The sequence below is a fragment of the Paraburkholderia azotifigens genome (assembly GCF_007995085.1).
Classification (GTDB): Bacteria; Pseudomonadota; Gammaproteobacteria; order Burkholderiales; family Burkholderiaceae; genus Paraburkholderia; species Paraburkholderia azotifigens.
Genome location: NZ_VOQS01000001.1, coordinates 2,434,542 through 2,460,919 on the forward strand (window position 1 = coordinate 2,434,542; position 26,378 = coordinate 2,460,919).

Below are 26,378 nucleotides of genomic sequence, written 5' to 3' on the forward strand. Positions count from 1 at the left end.
GGTTCAACGCACGTCAGACGGCGTAGCGATACGCCGATGCGTGAGCACCGGCAGACGATTGCGCGCTTCGTCGAGCGCGCTTTGTGTGAGCGTCGCGAGCGCGATTCCGGGCTCGTCGTCGCGCCGCGCGAGCACCTCGCCCCACGGCCCGACGATCATACTGTGTCCAAAAGTCCGCCAGCCATTCGAATGCGTGCCGCACTGACCGCATGCGAGCACGAAGGCCTGGTTTTCGACGGCGCGCGCGCGCAGCAGCAGTTCCCAATGCGCGAGGCCCGTGGTGTGCGTGAAGGCAGCAGGCACGGCGATCACATCGGCGTCGGGTGCCGCGCGATACAGCTCGGGAAAGCGCAGGTCGTAGCACACGGACAGCCGCAGCGTGCCGAACGGCCCTTGCGCCGTGCCGATACTGTCGCCGCCCACCATGGTGTCGCCCTCGGCGTGCTGCTCCGCGCCCTGGTTGAAGCTGAACAGATGGATCTTGTCGTAGCGCGCCGAGCATTGCCCCGACGGATCGAACACGAGCGATGTGTTGTACGCGTGCGTGCCCGCCTGCGGCCCGTGCGCAGGACGCATCGGCACCGTGCCGCCGATCAGCCACGCGCCCGTTTCGCGCGCGAGTTCCGATAGCGCCTGCTGAATCGGGCCGTCGCCGAATGCTTCGGCGAGCGCGACGCGCTGCATTTCGTCGTCGCCGATCCAGCAAAAATATTCGGGCAGGCAGATCAGCGTCGCGCCTTCTCGCGCGGCCTGATGCACCCAGCGGCGCGCTTCGCCGAGATTCTGCTGGACGTCGGCGCTGCTGCTCATCTGCACGACGGCCGCGTTGATCGATTGCTGCATCATCGGGTGGTCCTCGTTCAGATCGACCGAAGACGGCGCGCGCCTTCGATCAGCGTCTCGTCGTCTTTCGAAAAGCTCAGGCGAATCACGCCGGAATCCGTGCCGTCCGTATAGAACGCGGACAGCGGAATGGTCGCGACCTTCGCATCGCGGATCAGACGCAGCACGAAGTCGCTGTCGCTTTCATCCGAGAACCCGCGATAACGCGCGAGCATGAAGAAGCTGCCTTCGCTCGGCAACAGCTCGAAGCGCGACTCGCGCAGCTCTCGCGCGAGCAGATCGCGCTTCTTCTGATAGAAGTCGGACAGGCCCAGATAGCTTTGCGGATCCGAGAGCGCCTCGACGAACGCATACTGCATCGGCGTGTCGGCGGAAAAGACCATGAACTGATGGACCTTGCGGATTTCGTCCATCAGCGCAGCGGGCGCGAGACAGTAGCCGACGCGCCAGCCCGTTACGTGATACGACTTGCCGAACGACGACACGATCACGCTGCGCTCCGCCAGTTCCCGATGACGCGCCATGCTGTGATGCTTCGCGCCGTCGAACACGACGTGTTCGTACACTTCGTCGGACAGAATCACGATATCCGTGTTGCGCGTGACGGCCTTCAGACGTTCGATATCGGCGTCGCTGAAAATCGTCGCGGTCGGATTGTGCGGCGTGTTGACGATGATCATGCGCGTCTTCGGCGTGATCGCGGCCGACACTTCGTCCCAGTTCACCCGGAAACCGGGAGCGGACAGCTTGATGGGAACCGGCTTCGCGCCTTGCAGGCGCACGATGGGCGCGTAGCTGTCGAACGACGGCTCGAAGTAGATCACCTCGTCGCCGGGATGCACGAGCGCACTGATCGTCGAATAGAGGCCTTCGCTCGCGCTTGCGATTACGGTCACTTCCGTCGACGGATCGTAATGCACGCCGTACAGCGTCTCGACCTTCGCGGCGAGCGCCGAGCGCAGCGCGCCGATGCCCGCCATCGGCGCGTATTGATTGTGTCCCGCGCGCATCGCCTTGGTCACGCCGTCGACGAGCGCTTCGTCCGGCGCGAAATTCGGCGCGCCCTGCGACAGGTTCAATGCGTTGTGTTCAGCGGCCAGCTGGCCGATGACCGTGAAAATCGTCGTGCCGACGTCCGGCAACTTCGAGCGTGCTTGCAAAGCGCTCTGCATGGGATTCCTCCTCCTCGCTGCAAATCGGCGGGCCACGCGTTGCGCGCCGGTCCCGTTCAGTTTGTACGATTAGGCAACATCACGCGCATCGGAACAATCGAAAGTTTGTCATGCGCGGCATGCGTTTGGCTCATGCACGCGGTGACATCGCGCACGCCGGAAGATCGGAGGAAACGCTGCTGCGTTGATGCCGCAACGCGAAATGCGCGACACGGCAGGGTAATCCCGCGGGTATGAGAAGGATTGATGCCTGTGCGTCTCAGGCCATTCATATGACGAAGCGCGGGGCAATGTGCGCAACTGCCCCGCTCATTCGTGCGTCACTCGTCCATCAGGCGCACTTTCACCTTCTTGCCCTTCACCTTGCCCGCATTCAGCTTGCGCAGCGCATCACGCGCGACGCTGCGATCGACGGCAACGTAAGTGGAAAACTCCGTCACGTTGATCTTGCCGATCTGCGAACCCTGGAAACCGGCGTCGCCCGTCAGCGCGCCCAGCACATCGCCGGGACGGATTTTTTCCTTGCGGCCGCCGAGAATCTGCAGCGTTTCCATCGGCGGCAGCAGCGGTTCGTCGCTCGCGGCCTTCAGTCCGGCAAGCGGATGCCATTCGACGTCGCGCCCTTGCGCCTCTTCGATACCGCCGACACGCCCCATCTCGTTCATGCTCGCGAGGCTCAGCGCCCAGCCGTCCTGATCCGCGCGGCCCGTGCGTCCGATGCGGTGCGTGTGCACTTCGGGGTCCGGCGTCACGTCGACGTTGATCACCGCTTCGAGTTGCGCGATGTCGAGTCCGCGCGCGGCGACGTCGGTAGCGACGAGCACCGAGCAGCTGCGATTCGCGAACTGGATCAGCACCTGATCGCGTTCCCGCTGATCGAGTTCGCCATGCAGCGCCAGCGCATGAAAACCTTGCGCGCGCAGCACGTCGAGCAGATCGCGGCACTGGTTCTTCGTGTTGCAGAACGCGATCGTGCTCACGGGACGGTAGTGATTCAGCAACTGGCCGACGGCATGCAGACGCTCGTCTTCCGTCACTTCGTAGAAGCGTTGACGGATCTTGCTGTCGTCGTGACGCTCTTCGAGCTTCACGTCCTTCGGGTTGCGCAGGAACTGCTGGCTCAGCTTGGCGATGCCCTCCGGATAGGTCGCCGAAAACAGCAACGTCTGCCGCTCCTTCGGACATTGACGCGCGACCCTGGCGATATCGTCGAAAAAACCCATGTCGAGCATGCGGTCCGCTTCGTCGAGCACGAGCGTGTTGAGCGCGTCGAGCGACAGGCTGCCGCGCTCCAGATGATCCATGATGCGCCCCGGCGTGCCGACGACGATATGCGCGCCATGCTCGAGGCTCGCCGTCTGCGGACGCATCGGCGTGCCGCCGCACAGCGTCAGCACCTTGATGTTCTCTTCGGCGCGCGCGAGGCGGCGGATTTCCTGCGTGACCTGGTCGGCGAGTTCGCGCGTCGGGCACAGCACCATCGCCTGCACCGCATAACGGAGAGCGTCGAGCCGTGCAAGCAGCGCCAGCGAGAACGCCGCTGTCTTGCCGCTGCCCGTCTTCGCCTGCGCGATCAGATCGTGGCCCGCAAGCGCAATGGGCAGGCTCGCGGCCTGGATCGGCGTCATCTCGGTGTAGCCGAGCTGCGTGAGATTCGCGAGCGCCGCCTGCGAGAGCGGCAGTTCGCTAAAAGGACGAGCCTTGGTTGTCATAGTCGTGTGCGGGCTTAGAGATAGGGGCGGCCTTCGATCTGTTCATAGACGATCGTGCCGTCGTCGGCATCGAATCGCTCGACGTAATTGCGCGCGCCGCACATCGGGCAACGAAACAGCAGGCCTTGCCCTTCGTTCTTGATGACGACGTCGGACACTTCCCACTGCGCGCCGCAGCTCTGGTTGATACATGTGAACACGGTGAATCTCCAGCGTGAGTCGCCAACGCGCCTTCTCTGCCCGCGCTGGCTTTTCAACAATAGGTTTACTTTATGTATACGTAGTAGCAGTTAACAAGCACGCGGCATTTCTGTGGATAACACAGGTTTACCGAAACGAATCAGCGTTTTGCCGGACGCATAACCCTATGCGGTTGATGTGCGCACCGGATGGCTTCGACGAACAACTTTTTCGGTCCGCGCGTGCTTGTCGAGTTACCCCGTTTACGTCCACATCGATTCCACACGCGTTCTGCCCGCAATTCTTCCCGTTATCCACAGCTTCCTGTGGACACGTTTGGACGGGCCGGCGCGCGTGGTGCGAAGTCGACGAGGACGGTGAGACAGGCGGCGAGACGGGGCCGTGCATGCCGCAATTCTAGCGGATGCGCCCGTCCACCCCGGCGATGGAACGCTAGTGAGCCAGTTGCGGACTGGCGGGAGCAGGAACGGCCTTCAGCGTGTCGGAAGGACGCACGCCGAAAAGCTTGCGATAGTCGGTCGCGAACTGGCTCAGATGCCAGAAGCCCCATGCGGCGGCGACGTCCTGCACCGTGAGTTCGCCGGGCATCGCGCCGCACAGCTCGCGGCGCGCGCCGTTCAGCCGGATCGCGCGCAGATAGTTCGCGGGCGCGAGGCCCAGCACGTCCTGAAAGCAGTACTGCAGCGTGCGGCGGCTGACGTGCAAGTGCTCGCACAGCTCCGGCACGCCGACGGGGCGCTCGCGATTCGCGATCACGTAATCGCGCGCTTCGGAGACGATCCACTGTCGGCGCGGACGCGCGGGGATCGCGACCGGTTCGAGCGCCGTCGTCCCGCACAGATCGAACAGCGACGACAACACCGATGACTGCAGATTGCGTCGCGCGCGTTCGGACAGCGCGGCATGCGCCGTGTCGTCGAGCACGGCGCGCAACAGACCGCAAAAGCGCGCCTTGTTCTGCGTCTGAATCGGCACGATGCCCGTCTGCGATGCGCGATCGAGCATATCGGCATGTTCGACGGAGGCCGCGTGCCGCTGCAAGGTCTCGCCGCGCACAACCACGCCGAAGATCGCGTAGCCGCCCGGCGTGAGCAGTTCGAACTCCACGCCGCCGCGCTGAAACGCCAGCGCGTCCCGGTCGATCGGCTGAGGTCCGATGCGGCCGATGCTTTCGTCGGCGGCGGGAACACCGAACCAGTACGCGTCCGAAGGCACTTCGCAGGTCTGGCGCAGGGTCTGACTCGTCGTCTCGCAGAACACGTGCATGTCGTCGAGATGCAGTCCCGTCAGCTTCCCGATGAAGCGGCCCGCCGTGAGCTGGTCGTACGTCTGCGTCCAGCCGTGAAGATTGCGCGCCTGCTCATCGGCATCGTGCGCGACGCTCGTTTCGACGCGGCACGCGGCCGGCTGTGCGGACAAGGAATGGAGATCGGTCGTCATTGGGGGCATCGATGATGGACATGCACACCTGCATGCGACATTGAACAAACAGGGGTCAACCGACGCAAGTCCCATGCCGAACGGATTATCGCGTGGTTCGTCTGCACAACGCATTGCCCTGTTCAATCGATGAACACTCGGTCTTCGAACTGCTCATGGATGCAACGTCATCGAGGTGCACATTCTTCGCTCGGCGAGCGCGTGCATCGCGGCAGTGCTGCGTGCACCGGCATCGGCCGTCCGTGCGTCGACGTTGGCACGCTTCTGGCGATAAGCACCCGCGGCAGCGGAATACCGCCTGGCCGGGTGATATACCCAACCGAATACATCGACATCCGATCATGTGAGGAGCACACAGATATGAATCATGCAGACATGAAGTTTCTGACGACCGAGTTCCCGTACAAGAAGCAATACGCCAATTTCATCGGCGGCGAATGGGTGAAGCCGGTTGGCGGCGAGTACTTCGACAACATCTCGCCAATTACGGGCGAAGCGTTCACGTCGATTCCGCGTTCGCGCGAAGCCGACATCGAACTCGCGCTGGATGCCGCGCATCGCGCGAAGGCCGCGTGGGGCAAGACCTCGACCACGGAACGCGCGAACATCCTCAACAAGATCGCCGACCGCCTCGAAGCGAATCTGCAACGCCTCGCCGTCGCCGAGTCGATCGATAACGGCAAGCCGCTGCGCGAAACGATGGCCGCCGACATTCCCCTCGCAATCGACCACTTCCGCTACTTCGCGGGCGCTGTGCGCGCGCAGGAAGGCGGCATTTCGGAGATCGATCACGACACGGTCGCGTATCATTTTCACGAGCCGCTCGGCGTGGTCGGGCAGATCATTCCGTGGAATTTCCCGATCCTGATGGCTGCGTGGAAGCTCGCGCCCGCGCTCGCGGCGGGCAATTGCGTCGTGATGAAGCCCGCCGAACAGACGCCCGCCTCGCTGCTCGTGCTGGCGGAGCTGATTCAGGATCTGCTGCCTGCAGGCGTGCTGAACATCGTCAATGGCTTCGGCCTCGAAGCGGGCAAGCCGCTCGCGTCGAACAAGCGGATCGCGAAGATCGCCTTCACGGGTGAAACGACGACGGGCCGCCTCATCATGCAGTACGCGAGCCAGAACATCATTCCCGTGACGCTGGAACTGGGCGGCAAGAGCCCGAACATCTTCTTCGCGGACGTGCTCGACAAGGACGACAGCTTCTTCGACAAGGCGCTTGAAGGCTTTGCGATGTTCGCGCTGAATCAGGGTGAAGTCTGCACGTGCCCGTCGCGTGTGCTGATCGAGGAATCCGCTTACGACCGCTTCATGGAACGCGCACTGAAGCGCGTCGCCGCAATCCAGCAGGGCCATCCGCTCGACACGAAGACGATGATCGGTGCGCAGGCCTCGCGGGAACAGCTGGAAAAGATCCTGTCGTATATCGATCTCGGCAAACAGGAAGGCGCGCAATGCCTGATCGGCGGCGAGCAGAACAAGCTCGACGGCGAACTCTCGAAGGGCTATTACGTGAAGCCGACCGTGTTCCGCGGCCACAACAAGATGCGCATCTTCCAGGAAGAAATCTTCGGGCCGGTGGTGTCCGTCACGACGTTCAAGACGGAAGAAGAAGCGCTCGAAATCGCCAACGACACGCTGTACGGTCTCGGCGCCGGCGTCTGGACGCGCGACGGCACGCGCGCGTACCGCTTCGGCCGTGAGATCCAGGCGGGCCGTGTGTGGACGAACTGCTACCACGCGTATCCCGCGCATGCGGCATTCGGCGGCTATAAGCAGTCGGGCATCGGGCGCGAGAACCACAAGATGATGCTCGACCACTATCAGCAGACGAAGAATCTGCTCGTCAGCTATAGCGACAAACCGTTGGGTTTCTTCTGAGCGCAGTGCTCCTGTTGGGCGAATCGCGCGATGCGGTTCGCCCGCTTTTTCAGCGGGTCAAAGCGAGAGAGGAAGCGAGATGAGCGAACAAGGCGTTGCGCGTGTCGTGGCGACGGACGCCGCCATCAAACTGATCCAGCAGCTGAGCGCCGAACACGGACCGATCATTTTTCATCAATCGGGCGGATGTTGCGACGGCAGCGCGCCGATGTGCTTTCCATCGAACGAATTCATGGTCGGCGGATCGGATGTGAGGCTCGGCGAGATTGCAGGCGTGCCGTTCTACATGAGCGAATCGCAATTCGAGTACTGGCAGCACACGCAGTTGATCATCGATGCCGTGCCGGGCAACGGCGGCATGTTTTCATTGGAGCGTCCGACAGGCCTGCGTTTCCTGACGCGCTCGCGTCTGTTCGACGATCATGAAAATGCGTGGCTCGAAAGGCATCCTGTGAGCAAGGCGGATGCTTAGCTGATTACGGTGCCCCGACGTGCAATGCGTCGGGGCACATTTTCATTGAGCCTTTGAAGCGTTACCGATAGCGGCCGCTGCTTCTGGCGCTTGCAGCAGCGCGTCGCTATCGTCCTTCAAACCGACACCCGTCAGTCCCAGACGGCGCGCATGCGTCAACAGATAATGCAGCTTGTGCGCGGCCGCTTCGTAATCGAGGCCTTCGGGCCGCACGTTCGAAATGCAGTTGCGCTGCGCGTCGCTGCACCCCACTTTCGGCGCATACGTGAGATAGATACCGAGGCTATCGGGCGAACTCAATCCGGGCCGCTCACCGATCAGCATTACAACCAGCTTCGTCTTCAGCAACTCGCCGATCTCGTCGCCCAACGCGACACGCGATTGACGCGCGACCACGACAGGTCCGATCTTCCAGTCCGTGAGCCGCTTCGCGATGGCTTGCAGAAAAGGAATCGACTGCTTCGATGCGGCAAATGCGGAAAGCCCGTCGGCGATGACGAAGACCACATCGGGGGCGTCGTCTTCAGCCGACTTCGCCAGCGCTTCGCGGCTCTCATCGGATAAGCGTCGTCCCATATCCGGACGCCGCAGATAATGCGCACGATCGGGCGCTGCGCTGTGCACATCGAGCGACGCGAAGCCGTGCGTATGCAGTTGTTCATGCAGGACGTCGGCATCGAGCGGATGATGCACGGCGTCGCGCGCCTGCGCATGCGACAGGTTGAACGCGAGCAGCGGCGCCGTCGGCAGACTGTTGCCCGCGCGGCCCAACGCAATGCGCGCATTCGTGAACGCACGCAACGCCTGCCACGCATTCTTTTCGATGGAGTCGCTCATGCGATGCCCATCCATTCGTTCGCGCCTTCGAGCAAGGGCTGACGCGTCGGCGCGTTGAGCAGCGCGCCGCGTGCGTCGGCGATCTGCATCGACTCCAGCCACTCTTCGAACTCCGGCGCACGGCGCAAGCCGAGTACGTCGCGCACGTACAGCGCATCATGAAACGACGTGCTCTGATAGTTGAGCATCACGTCGTCGGCGCCCGGAATGCCCATGATGAAGTTGATGCCCGCGACGCCGAGCAGCGTCAGCAGATTATCCATATCGTCCTGATCGGCTTCCGCGTGATTCGTGTAGCAGATGTCGCAACCCATCGGCACGCCGAGCAGCTTGCCGCAGAAATGATCTTCGAGACCGGCGCGCGTGATCTGCTTGCCGTCGTACAGATACTCGGGGCCGATGAAGCCCACCACGGTATTCGTCAGGAACGGATTGAACTGACGCGCGACGGCATACGCGCGCACCTCGCAGGTCTGCTGGTCGACGCCATGATGCGCATCCGCCGACAGCGCACTGCCCTGCCCCGTTTCGAAGTACATCACGTTGTCGCCCACCGTGCCGCGCTTGAGCGACAACGCCGCTTCATACGCTTCCTGCAGCAACGCAAGCGATATGCCGAAACCCGCGTTGGCCTTTTCGGTTCCGGCAATCGACTGGAACACGAGATCGACGGGTGCGCCCTTCTCGATCGCCGAAATCGTGTTGGTGACATGCGTGAGCACGCACGATTGCGTCGGAACCTGATAGCGCGTGCGGAAATCGTCGATCATCAGCAGCAGTTTCGTGATCGCCGAAAGACTGTCGGACGCGGGATTGATGCCGATCATCGCGTCGCCGCAACCGTACATCAGACCGTCGATCATCGATGCGGCAATGCCCTTCACGTCATCCGTCGGATGGTTCGGCTGCAGACGCACCGACATGTGTCCCGGCAAGCCGACCGTGTTGCGAAAGCGCGTGACGACAGGCCGCTTGCGCGCCGCCAGAATCAGATCCTGGTTGCGCATCAGCTTCGACACGGCCGCGACCATCTCGGGCGTGAGTCCTTTCGTGATGCGTTCGAGTGCCGCTGTGTCCGTCTCGCTGGACAACAGCCAGTTGCGAAATTCGCCGACGGTCAGATGCGCGATCTCGGTGAACGCTTCCGGCGAATGCGTATCGACGACGAGGCGCGTGACCTCGTCGCTCTCGTACGGAATCAACGCCTCGTTCAGGAACGTGCGCAACGGCACGTCTGCCAGCGCCATTTTCGCGGCGACGCGTTCTTCCTCGCTCGCCGCTGCAATACCGGCGAGTTGATCGCCGGAACGCAGCGGACTCGCCTTCGCCATCAATGTCTTCAGATCGGCAAAGCGATACGTGCGGCTGCCGATTGTCTCCGTGTAGCTCATGTCGTGTACTCCGTCGCCGCGGCGACTGCGCGGCTCAATGCCAGTGCGTCGGTGCTGCGTGCGCTGCCGTCATTCCTCGAGCAGGACGTCCGCGGGAGCGACTTCGCGTTGATGACGCGTCATCAGGAAGTAGCCATAGCCAAACGCAACGAATGCAGCAAACACGAGCGCGACGAGCAGATTGAAGTAGATCATCGTCGCCAGCGAAATCACCGCGGCCACCAGCGCGAACGCCGGGAAATACGGAAACAGCGGCGCGCGGAACGGGCGCTCCATGTCCGGGTCGGTGCGGCGCAGCTTGAAGAGCGCGAGCATGCTGATGATGTACATCACGATAGCGCCAAATACCGACATCGTCACGATATTCGCGGTCAGCGTCTGGCCGCCGAACTGGATCAGCTCGTCGCTGTAGATGGCGGCGATGCCGACCACGCCGCCCGCGAGAATCGCGCGATGCGGGGTCTTGAAGCGCGGATGCACTTTCGACAGCCACTCCGGCAGATAGCCCGCGCGAGCCAGCGCGAAAATCTGCCGCGAATAGCCGAGGATGATGCCGTGGAACGACGCGACGAGACCGAACAGACCCAGCCAGACGAGCATGTGCATCCAGCCGCTGTTTTCGCCGACGATGTATTTCATCGCTTGCGGCAGCGGGTCATTGATGTTGGCGAGCTTCGTCCAGTCGCCGGCGGCGCCTGCGAACACCATCACGCCGATCGCGAGCACGACGAGCGTCAGAATGCCCGTCACGTACGCGATCGGGATCGAGCGCTTCGGGTTCTTCGCTTCCTCGGCGGCCATTGCAACGCCTTCGATCGCGAGGAAGAACCAGATCGCGAACGGAATCGCCGCGAACATGCCGTGGAACGCGCCCATGCTGAACGTGTCGGAGCCTGCCCATCCGCCCTTCGTGAAGTTCGACCACTGGAAGCCGGGCGACACGACGCCCATGAACACCAGCAGTTCGAAGATCGCGAGCAGCGTCACGCAGAGTTCGAACGCCGCCGCGATCTGTACGCCGACGATGTTTAGCGCCATGAACACCAGGTACGCGCCCATTGCCGCGTGCTTCGGTTCGAGGCCGGGAAACTGCACGTGCAGATAGGCGCCGATCGCAAGCGCGATCGCGGGCGGTGCGAACACGAATTCGACGAGCGTCGCCGCGCCCGCGATGTAGCCGCCTGTCGGCCCGAATGCGTGGCGCGCGTAGGCGAACGGGCCGCCTGCGTGTGGAATCGACGTCGTCAGTTCGGTAAAGCTGAAAATGAACGTCGTGTACATCGCGGCGATGAAGATCGCGGTGATCACGAAACCGAGCGTGCCGGCGCTCGCCCAACCGTAGCTCCAGCCGAAGTATTCACCGGAGATCACGAGGCCGACCGCGATGCCCCAAAGCTGCCAGGTGCCGAGCGTCTGCTTCAGTTCGTGATGCGTGACGGTGCCTTTGTGCTGGGTTGTCGACTCTTGTTTCATCGGAGGCTCCCTATTGAAAGTGCCGGTTCGTGGTCGCCCATTACCGGCGGCATCTGGCGATGGTAGGAAGCCATTAATCGAGGTGTTATCGAAAATCGGCAAAGTTGAAGCGGGTTCGGCGTTAAGCCGACGCTGAATAATGCGCGGTGAAGGGTGCCGCAACGCACGACAAGTCAGCAGGATTTGGTGAATCGCAGCGTGCTATCGTGTTTCGTCGCCCATTCCTTTGCGCCCGTCATGAACGATATCGGCCATCGCGCGCGTGCTCGACCATATCTATGATCATCTCGACGAGCCGCTCGATATCGACCGGCTTGCCGGGATTGCGTGCCTTTCGCCATATCACTGGCGCCGCATCTATCAGGCGATGTACGGCGAAACCGTCGCGACGACAGTGCGGAGGCTGTGTCTGCATCGCGCGGCGGGTTTTCTCGCGAATGGATCGATGCCGATTGCCGACATCGCAGAGCGGTCCGGATACAGCAGCTTGCAGTCGTTCCCGCGGACGTTCAGTGCCGTATTCGGCATGCCGCCCGCGCAATATCGAAAGGCCGGGACGCACAACCGGTTCCGGCCATCTCTTGCAGACTCAGGAGGTAACGAGATGACGATGAGAGACGTGGTGATTCGGGATATCGCGGGCTTCGACGTGCTGAGCGTCGATCATGTCGGCCCGTACATGCAGATCGGCAAGGCGTTCGACACGTTGATGGACTGGCTCGCATCGCGCGGACTGCTGTCGAACGAAATGCGGATGATCGGGATTTACTACGACGATCCGACTTCCGTGGCCGAGAACGAACTGCGATCGAAGGCCGGGGTGTGGCTGCCGCGCGCGGTCGATGTGTCGGGCGATGCGCTCGTGAGCGTCACGTCGATTGCGGGCGGCCGATACGCTGTGTTGCGGCACAAGGGTCCGTATGCGGATATGGCGGCGGCGTATCAGTGGCTTTATGGCGAGTGGCTCGTGAATTCGGAGCATGAAGCCGCGGATGCGCCTGTGTTTGAAGAGTATTTGAATAATCCCAAGGAGACCGCGCCGGCGAACCTGCTGACGGATATCTGTCTTCCGGTGGTGGGATGAAACGGTATCGGAATCTGAGCGGCAGTTCGGGCGTGGTCGCCTATGAAACGACCGACGACGGAATTACCGTGAAGTTTCGGGATGGATATTTTTATCTGTACAACCATGCGACGCCCGGTGAGCAGGAAGTCGAGGAGATGAAGTGGTTGGCTGTCGCCGGGCGTGGGCTGTCTACCTACATCTCGCAGGTTGTTAAGGATCGGTACGTGCGCAAGTGGCGGGATGATTGATGCGTTGATAGAAACGCTAACCGTTCGGAGTGGCCAGGCTCAATCTACCCGCTCCATTCCAACTTTGGAAATATGCTGTGCTAGAATCATTTTGACGCGTGGGGGGGTAGCTCAGCTGGGAGAGCGTCGCGTTCGCAATGCGAAGGTCGGGAGTTCGATCCTCCTCCTCTCCACCAATAGAATCAAGGGCTTAGCTGATGATGGCTAAGCCCTTTTTCACATCTGCAGCACGTGCATGTGCTGGCCAAAGCGCCGCAGCGCCCATCGGGTTGATGGTCGTCGCCGATAGCGGAAATCAAGCGGTTATTTCAGGCCGCCACCTTACCAAGCAGGTTCGACGCGCCCGAAAAGCGAAAGGCCCGCGCTCCAAGAACGGCGGGCCTTGCATTGCTTCAGGTAGTGGGTCTGGGGCCCGGAGCCAAGGCGTCACGCCGATCAGACACGCACAGTCGCGACACTCTGGCTTCCTACGGGATGCGTTGCCGCTTACTTGTAGACGGTCGCATATCCCGAGAAACTGGCCCTTGCCAGAGAAGGCGCTCCAGCCAGTGCGAACGCATAACGTGAGAAAAGCGGACGCATAAGCCGAGAAATTCAAACCCGGGCCACGTCAAATGCGTTGTGCTCGAAGCCCCAGAAACGAGCTCTCCCGTCAGCAGACGGCGGTCGCGCACGCGCGCGTTTTTCGAAAAACTGCGCTTGAAGTAGGGAAATTCTAGCGATTTTCGCCAGTGATGGGAATCCGCTGGATGCGCACGGATGCCCCTTCTCCATCCGTTCCCACACCAGTGATTTCGCCGGCGGGTCGAGACGGCCGCATGCGCCCGTTGCACTGCGACCTAGGGAGCCCCTTGAAATCGACCCGCCTCTGCCTTGCTCGCGGCAACGCGTTCGCGCCGCCGCCGCTATTTGCCCGCCGGTGTTACTAGCGTAGCCGCGCTTCCGCGATGCGCGTTCTGACTTCGGCGCGAATTGGGTCACATCTACCCGGCGCTTCCGTATGTGTGCGGATTCCTGCTGACCAATGACTTCGGGCCGACCGGACCATGTGCGATTCCAAGCATCGACGGCTGTGACTTGTCCGAAAAGTGGGTGATTCGCCGGCAAGTCCGTCCGAAAAATGTATGTCTCTAACACACCAGAGTCCGCCGTGACAGGTCGGAACCTCTGCGTGCGCCCGTCGCAACCTGACCTGGAGGGGCCCATGAAATCGACCCGCTTTTGTCTTGCCTGCGGCAACGCGTTTGCGCCGCTGCCGCATGTCCCCCGCCAACGATATTGCTCCTCGGAGGCTTGTCAGCGCGCCCGGCGACGCGACTGGCAGAGCAACCGGCTCCGTAACGACAGTGACTATCGCGACAACCAGGCTCGCGCCCAGGCGAAATGGCGCGCGGGCCACTCGGGCTACTGGCGTGAATATCGGGGTGCGCATCCGGCGTATTGCGAACGCAACCGCAGTATGCAGCGATTGCGCAATGCGCGGCGGGCCTCCAGCGCAATTGCAAATATGGACGCCATCAAGCTTCCCCGGCCGCTGGACTCTGGCTTCTACCTGCTGTCTCGCGCGGCTGACACCGGCGTTGCAAAAATGGACGCGTGGACCGTTCACATCGCCGTGCTGTCTACGCCGACTGCGCCGCCGACGTGATTGCAAATAGATGACTTGATACGCATCGGCTTCGAGCCTGCTACCTTTGCCTTGTCGCCGTTCGCTTTCGACCGCGACCATTCGATGGTTCGCATCGGGCGTTCACTTGCGTCCGATGCGTGCGGCCTGTCCGTGTTTGAGTTGCGGGGTGGAGCATGTCATTCAATAGCGCGGATGCGCCGGTCGACGCCAGTTCTTCTGCCGGGCGCGCAGCGGAATATGTACGCATGTCGACCGAACACCAGCAGTATTCCACCGAGAATCAGCGCGACCGGATTCGAGACTACGCTGCCCGTCGCGGATTCCAAATTGTCCGTACGTATGCTGATGAGGGTAAGAGCGGGCTACGGATTGACGGCCGGCAGGCGCTTCAAAATCTCATCTCTGATGTCGTAAATGGCAATGCTGACTTTTGCGTCATCCTTGTTTACGACGTGAGTCGATGGGGGCGATTCCAGGATGCTGACGAGAGCGCGTACTACGAGTACATCTGCCGCCGCGCCGGCATCCAGGTCGCGTACTGCGCCGAGCAGTTTGAGAACGACGGCTCACCGGTCTCGACTATCGTCAAAGGCGTGAAGCGGGCCATGGCTGGCGAATACAGCCGGGAGCTGTCGGCTAAAGTGTTCGCAGGCCAGTGCCGCTTGATTGAAATGGGGTTCCGCCAAGGAGGGCCGGCAGGCTATGGATTGCGGCGCGTGTTAGTCGATGACCATGGCCTCATGAAAGCAGAATTGCACCGCGGCGAACATAAAAGCCTCCAGACGGACCGGGTAATTCTCATGCCAGGGCCAGAAAGCGAGGTGCGAACGGTCAACCTGATTTATGACTGGTTCATCGATGGGTCGCTCGATGAATACGAAATCGCCGCGCGTCTGAACGGTATGCGCGTTCGGACTGACCTCGACCGGGAATGGACACGAGCCACGGTACGCGAGGTGTTGACCAACGAGAAATACATCGGCAATAACGTGTACAACCGTGTGTCGTTCAAGCTGAAGAAGATGCGTGTGACCAACACCCCTGATATGTGGATTCGAAAAGAAGGTGCATTTCAGGCAATTGTTCCGAGCGAGACGTTCTACACGGCTCAAGGCATCATGAGAGCCCGGGCGCGTCGCTATTCAAACGAGGAGTTAATCGAGCGGCTGCGCGGCCTGTATCGAAGTCGAGGATTTCTTTCTGGTGTCGTGATTGATGAAACCGATGGCATGCCATCCACATCGGTCTACGTGTACCGTTTTGGCAGTCTAATTCGCGCGTATCAGACCGTTGGTTTTACACCCGGCCGGGATTACCGTTACATCGAAACCAACCGCTTCCTGCGGCAACTCCATCCGCAAATCGTCTCGCAAACGGAAACAAAAATCGCGGATTTGGGTGGCACAGTGACACGTGACCCGGCAACTGACCTCCTGACGGTCAACGAGGAGTTCACAGCCTGCATCGTTCTCGCGCGGTGTCAGGCACATGACAATGGCCGTAATCACTGGAAGGTGCGCTTTGATACCAGCCTTCTGCCGGACATCACAGTTGCCGTGCGGCTCGACCAGACGAACGAGTCGACCCTCGACTACTACCTGTTGCCACATCTGGATTTTTGCCAACCGCGCATCCACCTGGCAGACCAGAATCCCATCGAGTTTGAGAGCTATCGCTTCGATACGTTGGATTACTTGTATGGCATGGCCGAACGCGCCCGTCTCAGGAGAGTAGCGTGAATTCGCGGCAGCAGCCCGGAGAAATCCGGATGGTCCCCATCTCCCAGATTGAAGTTATCAATCCGCGAGAACGGAATGGTCGGGTTTTCAAAGAAATCGTCGATAACATCAAGACCATTGGCCTCAAAAAGCCCATCGTGGTGACGCCGCGAGCGACGACCAGCGGCATAGAGAAATATCTTCTTGTGTGCGGCGAAGGCCGATTGAAGGCATTCCGCTCGCTTGGAGAGGCGACCATCCCCGCGCTCGTTGTCAGCGTCAGCGACGAGGACGCATTCGTCATGAGTCTGACTGAAAACATCGCGCGCAGACAGTGTCGCCCTCTCGAACGGCTCGCTGGCATTCGGCAATTGCAGGAACAGGGATATGCGCCAAAGGTCATCGCCGAAAAGACAGGGCTCACCGCGACCTACGTTCACGGCATCCTTACGCTGCTGCATCAGGGTGAAGAAAGACTTGTGGTGGCGGTGGAGAAAGGCCTCGTTCCCCTGAATGCCGCCCTCATCATTGTCGGAGCCGGCGACGACGATGCCGAGATACAGGCAGCGCTCCAGGAGGCGTACGAATCCGGAAAATTGCGGGGCAAGCAACTGATGAGCGCCCGTCGTGTCATTGAGCGAAGAAAGGCACTCGGACGAAGCACGGCGCACAATATGACCAGTAAATCTGCCGCTGTCACGACATCGAGTCTCGTGCGAACGTATGAGCGTGAAGTAGAACGTCAGAAATCCATGGTCAGGAAGGCCGAATTCACACAACAGCGACTCTTGTTTGTCGTCGGTGCATTGAGGCAACTGCTTGCTGACGAAAACTTCATCAACCTCTTGCGCGCGGAAGGACTGGCCAGCCTGCCGAAGTACCTTGCCGAGCGTGTTTGGCCAAGCGGGAGTGCTACATGACTGGCGTCACTCTTGGATTTATTCCCGAGCCATTGTTGGTGCCTGTTTCCAGTATCTTGCCATCGCGCAGGATTGCAGCACCCGTCGTCGAATCGCGTAAATTCAAGCAGATAAGAACCTCCATTGAGGAGGTGGGACTCATTGAACCGCTCTCTGTAATGGCTGCGGACCAGTCTTCCGGGCAACATGTTCTTCTCGATGGCCATCTGCGCTTACTCGCTATCCAGGACCTCAAGCATGAGCGCGCCGCCTGCCTTGTCGCGACCGACGATGAGAGCTACACCTATAACAACCGTGTCAATCGCCTGTCGACAATCCAGGAGCACTACATGATACGGCGCGTAATTGAGAGAGGCGTATCGCCGGAGCGGTTGGCGAAAGCACTTTCCGTGGACGTATCCCAAATCATAAAGAAGATGTCGCTCCTCGATGGCGTGTGCCCGGAAGCGGCCGAACTTCTCGGCGACCGGCAGTTCTCGGCGGAACTTGCTCGCGCTATCCGCAAAATGAAGCCGACGCGGCAAGTTGAATGCGTCGAGCTGATGGTCGCCGCGAACAATGTGTCCGTTGCCTATGCCGAGGCACTGCTAGTTGCTACGCCAGCAGCGCTTCTGGTGGAGGGTAAGAAGCCACACAAACTGACGGGCGTCAGTCCGGAGCAGATGGCGAAAATGGAGCGTGAAATGAGCAACTTGCAAGGGCAATATAAGCTGGTCGAGCAGAATTACGGTCAGGACGTGTTGAATCTGGTACTCGCCAAAGGGTATCTCGCGAAACTCCTGGAAAACGAATCTGCACGCCTGTACGTCGCCCAGCATCATCCGGATTTGATGGTCGAGTTTGAGTCCATCATTGCGACCATTTCTCTCGACCAGCAGCAATTCAGCGCGGCCGTCTAGCGAAACCCAGGCACGACCGCGGTTCGCACCGCACGCCCCGTAGTGCAACCAGTCAGAAATCCATCGCACAGCCCACGCTGCCAAAGGGCTGAGATGGAGCGTTCAACACGAAACAATCGTCGAAGTGCTCGTATTTAGCGTAAAGTACGCGTCGTATCGGATACAACGTATGCAATAGCCGAACTTTCGATACTTGTCCTGTCGACAAGGCCTGCACGATGCTCTCTCGCGATAACTTTTCGCCATCAGTAGTCAACGCGTTACGTCAGCGCGTTCACAGCTTTTGTTCAAATCCGAAATGCCGACGTCAGACGACGGGGCCTCACTCTGATTTGTCGAAGGTTGTGATAACAGGCATTGCTGCCCACATCACCGCGGCCAGCCCTAATGGACCCCGTTATGAGCCGACGCTGACTAGCGAAAAAAGGAAGGCTGCTGCCAACGGCATCTGGCTGTGCAGCATCTGCGCGAAGAAGATTGATTCCGATGAAGTACGGTATCCAGTCAGCCTCCTCGAGGAATGGAAGCGCCAAGCCGAGAAATTCGCTGACGACGAAATGGGAAGTCCGCGCCCCGTGGTAACTACTCCGGCACAATCGGACTACACCTGCCCACACTGCACGACAGGTTTCCACGAAAAGCAGTTCGTTTGTCTAGGATGTCGAGGTCAAATATTGTGGGGAGCAACAATCGAAGAGCGCAGGGCCGCAGCGTTGTTCTGTGCACTCGCGAGCGGATTCGCCCTTATGTCGATTTATAGCAGGTTGAATATTCCACTCATCAATCTGACATCCGGACTGCCCGGCATGATTCCATTCGCGCTCTCGATGCTAGCGGTTGGCGGAAGCGGTATCCTTGGAATTTACGTCGCAGAGCGTCTTCGAGAGGGGAAACCCCCACGAGTCATTGTTTCACGACTCGCTTGAATCCATGGATGGTTCGAAAAACACCAACGCAGCTGCTTGCGTGCAACATATAAGCCTATCGTTCGACCTAAGGCGTTAGCACACCAAGCTGCTGCAACTCAGTGTGCCGGTCTTTGATGCGCTAGATTGCTCTTCATTACGCTACCTAGTGGATGTGGTTCACGATGTTGTTGATAACAGCCGCGGCGAACGAACAAGCCGCACGAAGCATCTCCTCTATCTCGGGGTACCGGAGCCACGCTTTCCAAGCCGCTCCCAGAGTTGGCATGAGGGTAAGCCACATGAACAAGCGGAAAGTGCGGCGTGTTAGACGGGCTTGTCTGGCCAGAGAGTTCTCGCGTTTCTCGAGCTCGTGGCGCAGTTTTGTAGGATAGGTTTTCACTTTGCCGAGTACGGGCCCGAAAACATACTCGTATCCTGACTGCAGACGGTCAATCTGATGCCGTACGTTCTCCAGCACGGCAAGCAGAACCACCGTCACAAGGCAAAGCCCTACGCAACCTGCGATGAATTCCGTGTTCGTCGTGAGCTTGTCCAAGGCCGCGACACCTGCAATCGACACCGGCAACGCCAGCAGTTTTCCGGCAATATCACCGAAAGCACCAGTGAGCTTCGACGCGTATTCGAGCTCCGAATCTACGATTTTTTTCCGTACATCTTCGAACGCGAAGTTCTGGATGTACGCCTGAAAGTTGGCCAGATATTTTCGCCGAATGTCAGGCCAGTGTTCGCACAGAAAGGTCAAGTCGTTTGAGCCGTGCTCAGCTCCCGCGAGGGAATCCGCAATTGCGCTGCGTATGATGAGTTGACGCTCTTCGAGGTGCAGTTTGTTTGCATTCCCCTCCGATGCAAGCAACCCAAGTAAGCTGAGATGGTTAAGGTCGAAGTCGAGCGCTTTCTCCTCGACCTGTATTTCGGCCAATGCGGTCTTACGGACTTTCGTGGCATCGGTCGGCAGAATGAAGAGCAGTCTGTTGACCCTGCTCCCGAAGTCAACCTTGTCATCGGCGATTTGAGACAGCAACCGGATGAACTGTGCGAGCTTCTCAAGCCTCGTAATCTTCTCGGGCTTGTCAGCGTCGAGCGAGCAGTAATTCAGGTCAGCAACGTAAAAGTTCGCTGGCAGCGCGCCGAAAGCTATCTTCGGCGAATGCCGGAGCAAATCCGCGATGCTATGAAACACACGCCCCTGCTCGTTTGTTGGAAGCTGCACGTCAATGCGAAAGTGTCCGCCACCCTCATCGAACATCTCGACACTGCCGAACGCCGCGTCGAGCCGCTCGCAACGCTCCGCCAGTTGCTTTGTCTGGATGTCCAGTTCGCCTTCGAAGGCGTACGAGTAGCCCGGCGTTATATTCGGGCGGTTGAGTGCTCGATAAAGGGCAACGACATCGTCAAACATCGTCTCACCCACCAGCAAGTGTTAGACGCAATCTGGCCATCATGTCTTCATCCAAGTTCTGGATAGTCAACGTCCGGCCTGCCTCATCGAAATACAGCTCGGACTGGGGTTCCTGGCCAAGCATCGACCTATCAAACTTCAGGAAAATCCGACCGTTGTCCAAAGAGACCTTGCTATGGCTTTTCACGACACTTTCTTGAGCGTGAAAACTCTCCGGTACCTTGAAGCGGTCGCTGTTCAGAACCTGTGCGATGTCACGCACATGCTCCGCATGCTCCGGGGGCACAACGCGGTCAATCACCGCCTGCACGTCCTCCATGGTCACTACCATATTGGCGCCCAAGCGTTGTCGCAGGAACTCCGTCAGGCGTTCCCGGGCGGGACGCCTGAAGGGCCGCAACTGTTCATTCTCGGCGAACACTTTATCTACAGCCGTATACAGCCGTGTCGTCGCGGTGGTGGATGACACGCCGATTGCGCAGCCCAGCGCACTCTTGAAATATCCAGATGAGCCATCCGCTTTCTTCGCTACGAAAGACAGATAGTCGACATCTTCCGGCTCGCCTTCTTCAGCGTGCACACCAGGCGCGGCGGCTGTAGCAAGGTATTCATCGACCCGTATTAGCGCGGCCTGATGAAGCTTCGACATGTCCACTTCGGTCACGCTGACCGGCACGAGGTCGTGGGTCAGCTGCAAGCCACTTCGCTGCTTAATCATGGCAACTATGAATCGCGGATGACCCTCCTCGGTCTCATAATCCGCGCACAGGATGTGGCCGCCGGTCGAGGCCTGCTGCTCGAGCGCCATGCGCATAATCTCGTCAACGAGGACGCCCGACAGTTCGAGAAATGCTTCAGCGCCTCGCACACCGCCAGCGTAGCCCGAAAAACCCGTGGGAAAGGGCCCCTCACGCCGGTCGTGCGCAAAGCGGCCCCAAACCTGACGACTCTCCCGTTTTCCAAAAAGATTCACCATGCCTTCGACGAGTGAAAACACAGCGGGCAAAGTGTTGTCGAGCAAACGGTCCTTCTTTTCGACGGTCGCGTCTCGCTGTCCCGCCTCCTTTGTGAACCCGTGAATGACGCTATGGTGAAGCTGGATTGGCATGTCGGTCTCTCGCGCCGGGGCGACGCGCTGGCAACTCGGTGCGTCAAGGTCCCGGTCTGTTTAGGTAGTCGGTTACTCGGGAAGCTCACGTTCCGTATGAGCAAATCCCGCAAGTCTATCTCAGCAACTACCTAACATGCCGCGCCTTTAGCCCGCCCAAGCGGTTCGGTTATGGGCATCCGAACATGTGCCGACTCAACACTGTATATTTATACAGTACCCGCGAGTGCGTAGCAAGCTCCCTTCCCTTCGCCAGATGTATCAGCGAGCACCGCGGTCCGACCGAAAGCTTCCAGTTCCATTTACTGACCGGATGCGCAGGCTCCTCGAACATCCAAAGCCAAGTATGTTGGGTGCATTTAGACATTGCTCGAAAGTCTAACCCGTCCAACGACGCAAACCCCTTGCACATCAGCTCATGCTCGTAGTAGTTGGACGCTTCTCCATTAATATTCGGAAGAATATGCCGTAATATTGAGCATATTGCCTGACTACCTGCCGATTTTGACCGGAGCGGTCGTTTGGCTACCGAAGCGCGTCTGGAGAGGGATGCGCCGAGGGAAACACGCTAACAAATAAGCCCTTAACCGGGGAGACCGAAGTTGAACATCCAGTCGTTACTTGCGGGCGTACCGACGCCCGCACTCGTCACGGGCGCATTTCTGGCCGCCCTCGTGGTTGCTGTCATTGCGTTTTTCTTCGGTCCGGCGATAAGGCATCTGGCTCGGCTGCGCTCTATTCAGCGTCGCATTGAAAGGTTTGAAGACGGAAATTACCCTTCACAGTTTGAGGCGGTATTCGCTGGCGACCGTCGGCTCGCGCATCTCTGGAACGAGTATGCCGAATCGTTGCACGTTCAGCGTGAGGAGCGCGATGGACAGATGGTCGTGCGCGCCGTACGCGCCACTGTGCCCGCCGAGCTGTATTTCAGTAGCCAGGTTGTCGTCGACAGCCGCTTGCGCACCGAATTTTTTAAGCATGTTCCCGGAATTTTTACCGGCATCGGTATCATCGGGACATTCAGCGGGCTGATAGAAGGGCTTCACGCTTTCCAAATCAGCGATAACGCGGCGACCGTGCGCGGCAGCCTCGAATCACTTATGCATTCGGTGGGAGAGGCGTTTCTTGTGTCCGCCTCGGCAATCGCTGCGGCGATGCTAACCACGCTCTTCGAGAAGCTTCTCCTTGCCTCGCTTTACCGACGTACGGAAGAAATCGTTCATGCGATTGACGCGCGCTTTGAGGCGGGGGCCGGCGAAGAGTACCTGGCGCGCCTGGTCAAGGCATCGGAGGAGTCGGCGAGCCAATCCAAAATATTGAAGGACGCTCTCGTCAAGGAAATGGGAGAGCTGCTGCGTGAGTTGACTAACGCGCAAATCGAGGCGAGCAAAGAACAAGCCGCACTGGTCGCGGAGGCGGGTCGCCAGAACAATGCGGCTCTTGGACAGGTTATCGCGGAGAGCATCCAGCAGGGTCTCAAAGGCCCACTCGATGAAATTGCAGCAACGGTCAAAAGCGCCAGCGGCGACCAGAGCGCAAGCGCCGGACGGATGCTGCAGGACGTAATGACGAGTTTCGGCCAACGTCTGAATGACTTGTTTGGCGGCCAGATTTCGGGGCTTACCGAACTTAACCAGCAAACCGCCCAGAGCATCCAGCAAGCCGTTACCACCTTGCACACCCTGGTCTCGAACATCGAAGCTTCGAGCCAACGTTCGACGGATGCGATGGCGCAGCGCATGGCGGAGGCCATCGAGAAGATGGAGTCGCGACAGGAGGCAATGAACGCCCAATCGGCTGCATTCATCGAACAACTGCGCCAATTAGTCGCGACATCCCAATCGGAGACGAGCCAGAAATTGCAGACGACGCTCGAAACGCTTGGCACGCATGTGGGAGAGATGCTGACCACACTGAGTGGCGCGCAGAAAGAAGTATTTGAGAATAATCGGGCACGCGAGAGCGCCATGTCTGAACGTGCGACTGGGGCTGTTACAGCAATGTCCGAATCCGTCGATGCCGTGGTCAAGGAACTGGGTGTTGCGACGACGCAGATGGCGCAAAGCGTCGCCACCTTGACCCAGTCCACCGCTTCATCGGTAGACCGTATGCACGCTGGCGCTGAAGCATTGGGTACGGCGTCCCGAAACTTCGCCGCCGCTGGCGAGCGCGTCGCCAGCGTCATGGGCCAAACCGCCGATGTCTCGACCAAGCTCGCCGCAACGGCTGGGAATCTGACAAGCGGGGCGGGAGCCATCCAGGAGCTTCTGGGCGACTATCGCGCTCATCGCGACAGCATCGGCCAACTTGTCACGGAGTTGCGCGCCACCGTCGAGTCCGCACGAAGAGAGGCCGCATTGACTGGTGACATTCTCAGCCGAATCGAAACATCCACTGGCCATCTCGGCGCGGCGCAAAAGCAGGCCGACGAATACCTCGCCGGTGTGAGCCGCGTTCTGGCAGACGCACACGGCGCATTCGCGACTGAAGTGAAGCGCACGCTGGATAAAGCGAATGCCGAGTTCCATACAAAACTGACTTCGGCAGTGGGATTGCTTTCGTCAGCAGTCGGTGAGCTGGAAGTCACGCTTGCCGCGATGGGAACCTTGACGCCGGCGCGGAGGTAGACGATGTTTGGAAGTCAAATCGTCGTCAAGCGAGGAAGCCGTGACGAGGCGGAGAAGCCCTTCTGGATTTCCTTTGCTGATTTGATGACCGCGCTGATGGTGCTCTTTCTCGTGGTCATGGGGGTGGCATTGCTCGCCGTGACGAAAAATGTAACGGAGAAGGAAAAGCGCGAAGAGCAGCATCGGAAGGACATAGAGCTTATTCTCGACCGGTTTCAAACCGCAGCGAAGCGGTACAACGGCATCAAGATAGACCGTGACCGGCATGTCATCGATTTTGGAGACCGCGCGCGCTTTGCATTTGGGAAATCAAATCTGGCGCCCGAGCAGGAAGCCGTGTTACGTCAATTCGTTCCCGAAATCCTGACCTTGGCGAACGGTGACCTGGGCAAGCGCGTACTTAAGCGCGTGGTTGTCGAAGGCTACACAGATAGAACCGGTACATACCTGAGCAATCTTAATCTCAGCCTTCAGCGCAGCGAGCGGGTGTTGTGCAGTATGTTTGCTACGGCTGGTGCGAGTCTGCTCGTCGAGGACCAGAAGGAAGACGTACGGAACCTGTTCCTGGTTGGCGGATATTCGTTCAATGACTCGAAGGAAACGGACGAAGAGAGTCGCCGCGTCGAGATGCGTCTCGAGTTCCTGGGTGTTGGGGAAGAGAGAGCTCCAGTCCCGCTGCAATCGGGGAACTTTGGCGACTGCGCACTGCGATGAATGCACTGAACTACCTCGCGTCCTTACTGCAATCGTCCGTCATCGAGGAGACGCAACCGGTTCGCCTGGGCGGCGAAATCGACGCACTTCTCGAAGAGCTGAAAGCGCGTGCGAAATCAGGTAGCGGCCGGGAACCCGTGCACGACCATCAGCTCGATGCGGTCCGGCGGTACTGGAGCAGCCAGGAAGTGCCCACGTTCCGCGATGCATACCTACTGTCCTTTGGCTTATGCATTCCGCACCGCCCCCAGGGGGAGTGCGTAATGGAGGACCGACCACGCTTGCAGCGCGTCCTCGACAGTGTTGACGGCTACATAGCGAGGACCGCGTCATACAGACGCTGCTATCAAGGGCTCGCAAAGAGCTATTTCACTTACGACGTGGACGCGCCTGAAGCGGCGCCCGCCGGAAAGAAAAATTGGTTGACTTTGCGAGACTATCTTCACGACCGTAACCGTGAGATACGAGACAGCAGACCGGGCCCCGCATGGGTCGACACAGCAATTGAGAATCGACAGCTTTTCAACGAAGCGCCCTGCGCTCCCTATGTGAGCCAGCTGCTGCGCGGCGACGAATCGCATATCGAACGCATTTGTGAGCAGCTTCAAATCGGAAAAGAGTCATGGTTTTTGCGCCAGCTCGTGCTGACGCAGGTTGAGGGCGCGACGAAACTCGATGACGACGAGTTTGTGAGCCTGCTACCTCGCCTACTCGGCCTGCTGGCCCATAACGAAGTGCTCCGCGACCGAGGAACAATTCTGGTCCTTGACCGATACGCACGGGTCCCCGGTAGCCCGCTCCATCCCAAGCTTCGCGACCATGCTGTTACCTGGTGGGGCAATCCGTGGCTGCCGTCAAATGCGACACGATGGGGCGGCGTCGCGCCCGCGGCTCGAACCATGGTCTCTGACTGGTTGAAGCTCGAATTTATCGAGACCTTCTTTACGAAGCTGGCTGAGGACGGGCTCGCCGACCGTCGCCGAATGGAGTTTTGGAAGCGATATGTCAAGTCCATTGACGACATTGAGTTCGCATTAGGCTCAACCGCACGTAATTCGCGTGAACCTGACCTCGTCGCGCTGCGTAGGAAAATGAAGGGCCTGACTCGCGAACTCGACGCCTCCGGTGCCAACAACGCTTTTATCATGACGATGGGTAAGTTGGTCGCCGTAGAGTTTAGTGGCCTAGGAAACGCGTTTTATGGCTATGACGCCAGTCGTTCGCTGCCCTTTAATACGAGTCAGACATTAAAGCTCGGTAAAGATGAGCGGAATTCGCTCAAGCGTTCGAATCGCATGCTCTGGCTCAAGCATGGGGATGGCATTCATGGCTGGAATCGCTGGGAGGATATGTTCGAGGCAACGCTTCGAGAGAGTTTTCAGATTCTCCCCTCTGTCGACACTTCACGTTCTTCTACCAGAAGCCAGGCTGCTAACGAACGCACGCGGCCGACGAGTTTGGGCTCGTCTCGCGAGAACACTCGCTCGACGCAAAACCACACTGCAACGCACGAATCCTACTCGCATGTCGCGCTCAAGCGATTCGCAGCAACGCATGGTCTGCAAATCGATGACCGGACTGCACTCGGCGGAAACTTGTGGGTTCGCGGAGACGAGGACGATGGGCATATCGGCCAGGTCCTGGCGGATTGGGGCTTCCATGTGAAGCCGGGCAAGGGTTGGTGGAAATAAGGCGAAA

The 26,378-nt window shown here is 59.5% G+C and carries 21 protein-coding genes and 1 tRNA gene; 12 read left to right on the top strand and 10 right to left on the bottom strand.

What is annotated here, in order from left to right; genetic code table 11:
- Positions 1-3 precede the first annotated feature (3 nt).
- The 5 genes from FRZ40_RS10850 to FRZ40_RS10870 all read right to left on the bottom strand — a co-directional run bounded on the left by FRZ40_RS10850 (position 4) and on the right by FRZ40_RS10870 (position 5,368).
- Positions 4-846 (bottom strand): carbon-nitrogen hydrolase family protein, encoded by an 843-nt coding sequence (locus tag FRZ40_RS10850; RefSeq protein WP_147234097.1) that lies wholly within the window; start codon positions 844-846, stop codon positions 4-6.
- A gap of 14 nt (positions 847-860) precedes the next feature.
- Positions 861-2,015: a pyridoxal phosphate-dependent aminotransferase gene (locus FRZ40_RS10855; protein ID WP_028363915.1), complete on the bottom strand. Its 1,155-nt coding sequence runs from the start codon at positions 2,013-2,015 to the stop codon at positions 861-863.
- Positions 2,016-2,335: 320 nt separating this feature from the next.
- Positions 2,336-3,727: an ATP-dependent RNA helicase DbpA gene (gene dbpA / locus FRZ40_RS10860; protein ID WP_147234098.1), complete on the bottom strand. Its 1,392-nt coding sequence runs from the start codon at positions 3,725-3,727 to the stop codon at positions 2,336-2,338.
- Positions 3,728-3,741: 14 nt separating this feature from the next.
- On the bottom strand, positions 3,742-3,927 hold the full coding sequence (locus FRZ40_RS10865) for a hypothetical protein (RefSeq protein WP_028363917.1): 186 nt from the start codon (positions 3,925-3,927) through the stop codon (positions 3,742-3,744).
- Positions 3,928-4,360: 433 nt separating this feature from the next.
- Entirely contained in the window at positions 4,361-5,368 is a 1,008-nt protein-coding gene (locus FRZ40_RS10870; RefSeq protein WP_147234099.1) for a helix-turn-helix domain-containing protein, read from the bottom strand.
- A 360-nt stretch (positions 5,369-5,728) separates the two neighbouring features.
- On the opposite strand from FRZ40_RS10870, the gene adh reads away from it, so the two are divergent.
- Positions 5,729-7,249 (top strand): aldehyde dehydrogenase, encoded by a 1,521-nt coding sequence (gene adh / locus FRZ40_RS10875; protein ID WP_147234100.1) that lies wholly within the window; start codon positions 5,729-5,731, stop codon positions 7,247-7,249.
- A 79-nt stretch (positions 7,250-7,328) separates the two neighbouring features.
- Positions 7,329-7,721: a DUF779 domain-containing protein gene (locus tag FRZ40_RS10880; protein WP_147234101.1), complete on the top strand. Its 393-nt coding sequence runs from the start codon at positions 7,329-7,331 to the stop codon at positions 7,719-7,721.
- Between the two features lie 42 nt (positions 7,722-7,763).
- Here the strand turns inward: FRZ40_RS10880 and eutC are convergent, their stop codons facing one another.
- The 3 genes from eutC to eat all read right to left on the bottom strand — a co-directional run bounded on the left by eutC (position 7,764) and on the right by eat (position 11,422).
- Positions 7,764-8,558: an ethanolamine ammonia-lyase subunit EutC gene (gene eutC / locus FRZ40_RS10885; protein ID WP_147234102.1), complete on the bottom strand. Its 795-nt coding sequence runs from the start codon at positions 8,556-8,558 to the stop codon at positions 7,764-7,766.
- Complete coding sequence (locus FRZ40_RS10890) at positions 8,555-9,949, bottom strand: ethanolamine ammonia-lyase subunit EutB (RefSeq protein WP_147234103.1); 1,395 nt, start codon at positions 9,947-9,949, stop codon at positions 8,555-8,557. The genes eutC and FRZ40_RS10890 overlap by 4 nt, the downstream gene beginning before the upstream one ends.
- Positions 9,950-10,018: 69 nt before the next feature.
- Complete coding sequence (gene eat / locus FRZ40_RS10895) at positions 10,019-11,422, bottom strand: ethanolamine permease (RefSeq protein ID WP_147234104.1); 1,404 nt, start codon at positions 11,420-11,422, stop codon at positions 10,019-10,021.
- 262 nt (positions 11,423-11,684) lie between these two features.
- Between eat and FRZ40_RS10900 the strand changes: the two genes are divergently transcribed.
- From FRZ40_RS10900 to FRZ40_RS10930, 7 genes are all read left to right on the top strand, one after another.
- Positions 11,685-12,506 carry an AraC family transcriptional regulator gene (locus FRZ40_RS10900; protein ID WP_205019770.1) on the top strand — a complete coding sequence of 274 codons (822 nt, stop codon included), beginning with the start codon at positions 11,685-11,687 and terminating at the stop codon, positions 12,504-12,506.
- Entirely contained in the window at positions 12,503-12,736 is a 234-nt protein-coding gene (locus FRZ40_RS10905; protein ID WP_147234106.1) for a hypothetical protein, read from the top strand. Before FRZ40_RS10900 ends, FRZ40_RS10905 begins: the two co-directional genes overlap by 4 nt.
- Positions 12,737-12,836: 100 nt before the next feature.
- Positions 12,837-12,912, top strand: a tRNA-Ala gene (locus FRZ40_RS10910).
- Positions 12,913-13,940: 1,028 nt separating this feature from the next.
- Positions 13,941-14,384: a hypothetical protein gene (locus tag FRZ40_RS10915; RefSeq protein WP_147234107.1), complete on the top strand. Its 444-nt coding sequence runs from the start codon at positions 13,941-13,943 to the stop codon at positions 14,382-14,384.
- A gap of 155 nt (positions 14,385-14,539) precedes the next feature.
- Positions 14,540-16,105 (top strand): recombinase family protein, encoded by a 1,566-nt coding sequence (locus FRZ40_RS10920; RefSeq protein WP_147234108.1) that lies wholly within the window; start codon positions 14,540-14,542, stop codon positions 16,103-16,105.
- On the top strand, positions 16,102-17,004 hold the full coding sequence (locus FRZ40_RS10925; RefSeq protein ID WP_147234109.1) for a plasmid partitioning protein RepB C-terminal domain-containing protein: 903 nt from the start codon (positions 16,102-16,104) through the stop codon (positions 17,002-17,004). The genes FRZ40_RS10920 and FRZ40_RS10925 overlap by 4 nt, the downstream gene beginning before the upstream one ends.
- Complete coding sequence (locus tag FRZ40_RS10930; protein ID WP_147234110.1) at positions 17,001-17,903, top strand: plasmid partitioning protein RepB C-terminal domain-containing protein; 903 nt, start codon at positions 17,001-17,003, stop codon at positions 17,901-17,903. Before FRZ40_RS10925 ends, FRZ40_RS10930 begins: the two co-directional genes overlap by 4 nt.
- 1,071 nt (positions 17,904-18,974) lie before the next feature.
- On the opposite strand, the gene FRZ40_RS10935 is transcribed toward FRZ40_RS10930, so the two are convergent.
- Positions 18,975-20,231, bottom strand: coding sequence for a hypothetical protein (locus FRZ40_RS10935; protein WP_147234111.1), 1,257 nt, complete (start codon positions 20,229-20,231; stop codon positions 18,975-18,977).
- Positions 20,232-20,235: 4 nt separating this feature from the next.
- Complete coding sequence (locus FRZ40_RS10940) at positions 20,236-21,339, bottom strand: nucleoid-associated protein (protein ID WP_147234112.1); 1,104 nt, start codon at positions 21,337-21,339, stop codon at positions 20,236-20,238.
- A gap of 602 nt (positions 21,340-21,941) precedes the next feature.
- Between FRZ40_RS10940 and zorA the strand changes: the two genes are divergently transcribed.
- Genes zorA through FRZ40_RS10955 form a run of 3 tightly spaced genes read left to right on the top strand, consistent with a single transcriptional unit; the run spans position 21,942 to position 26,371 of the window.
- Positions 21,942-23,966 carry an anti-phage ZorAB system protein ZorA gene (zorA, locus tag FRZ40_RS10945; protein WP_147234113.1) on the top strand — a complete coding sequence of 675 codons (2,025 nt, stop codon included), beginning with the start codon at positions 21,942-21,944 and terminating at the stop codon, positions 23,964-23,966.
- A gap of 3 nt (positions 23,967-23,969) precedes the next feature.
- Entirely contained in the window at positions 23,970-24,680 is a 711-nt protein-coding gene (locus tag FRZ40_RS10950; RefSeq protein ID WP_147234114.1) for an OmpA/MotB family protein, read from the top strand.
- The gene (locus FRZ40_RS10955) at positions 24,677-26,371 is read left to right on the top strand and encodes an EH signature domain-containing protein (protein ID WP_147234115.1); all 1,695 of its coding nucleotides are present in this window, start codon (positions 24,677-24,679) and stop codon (positions 26,369-26,371) included. The genes FRZ40_RS10950 and FRZ40_RS10955 overlap by 4 nt, the downstream gene beginning before the upstream one ends.
- The last annotated feature ends 7 nt before the right edge of the window (positions 26,372-26,378 follow it).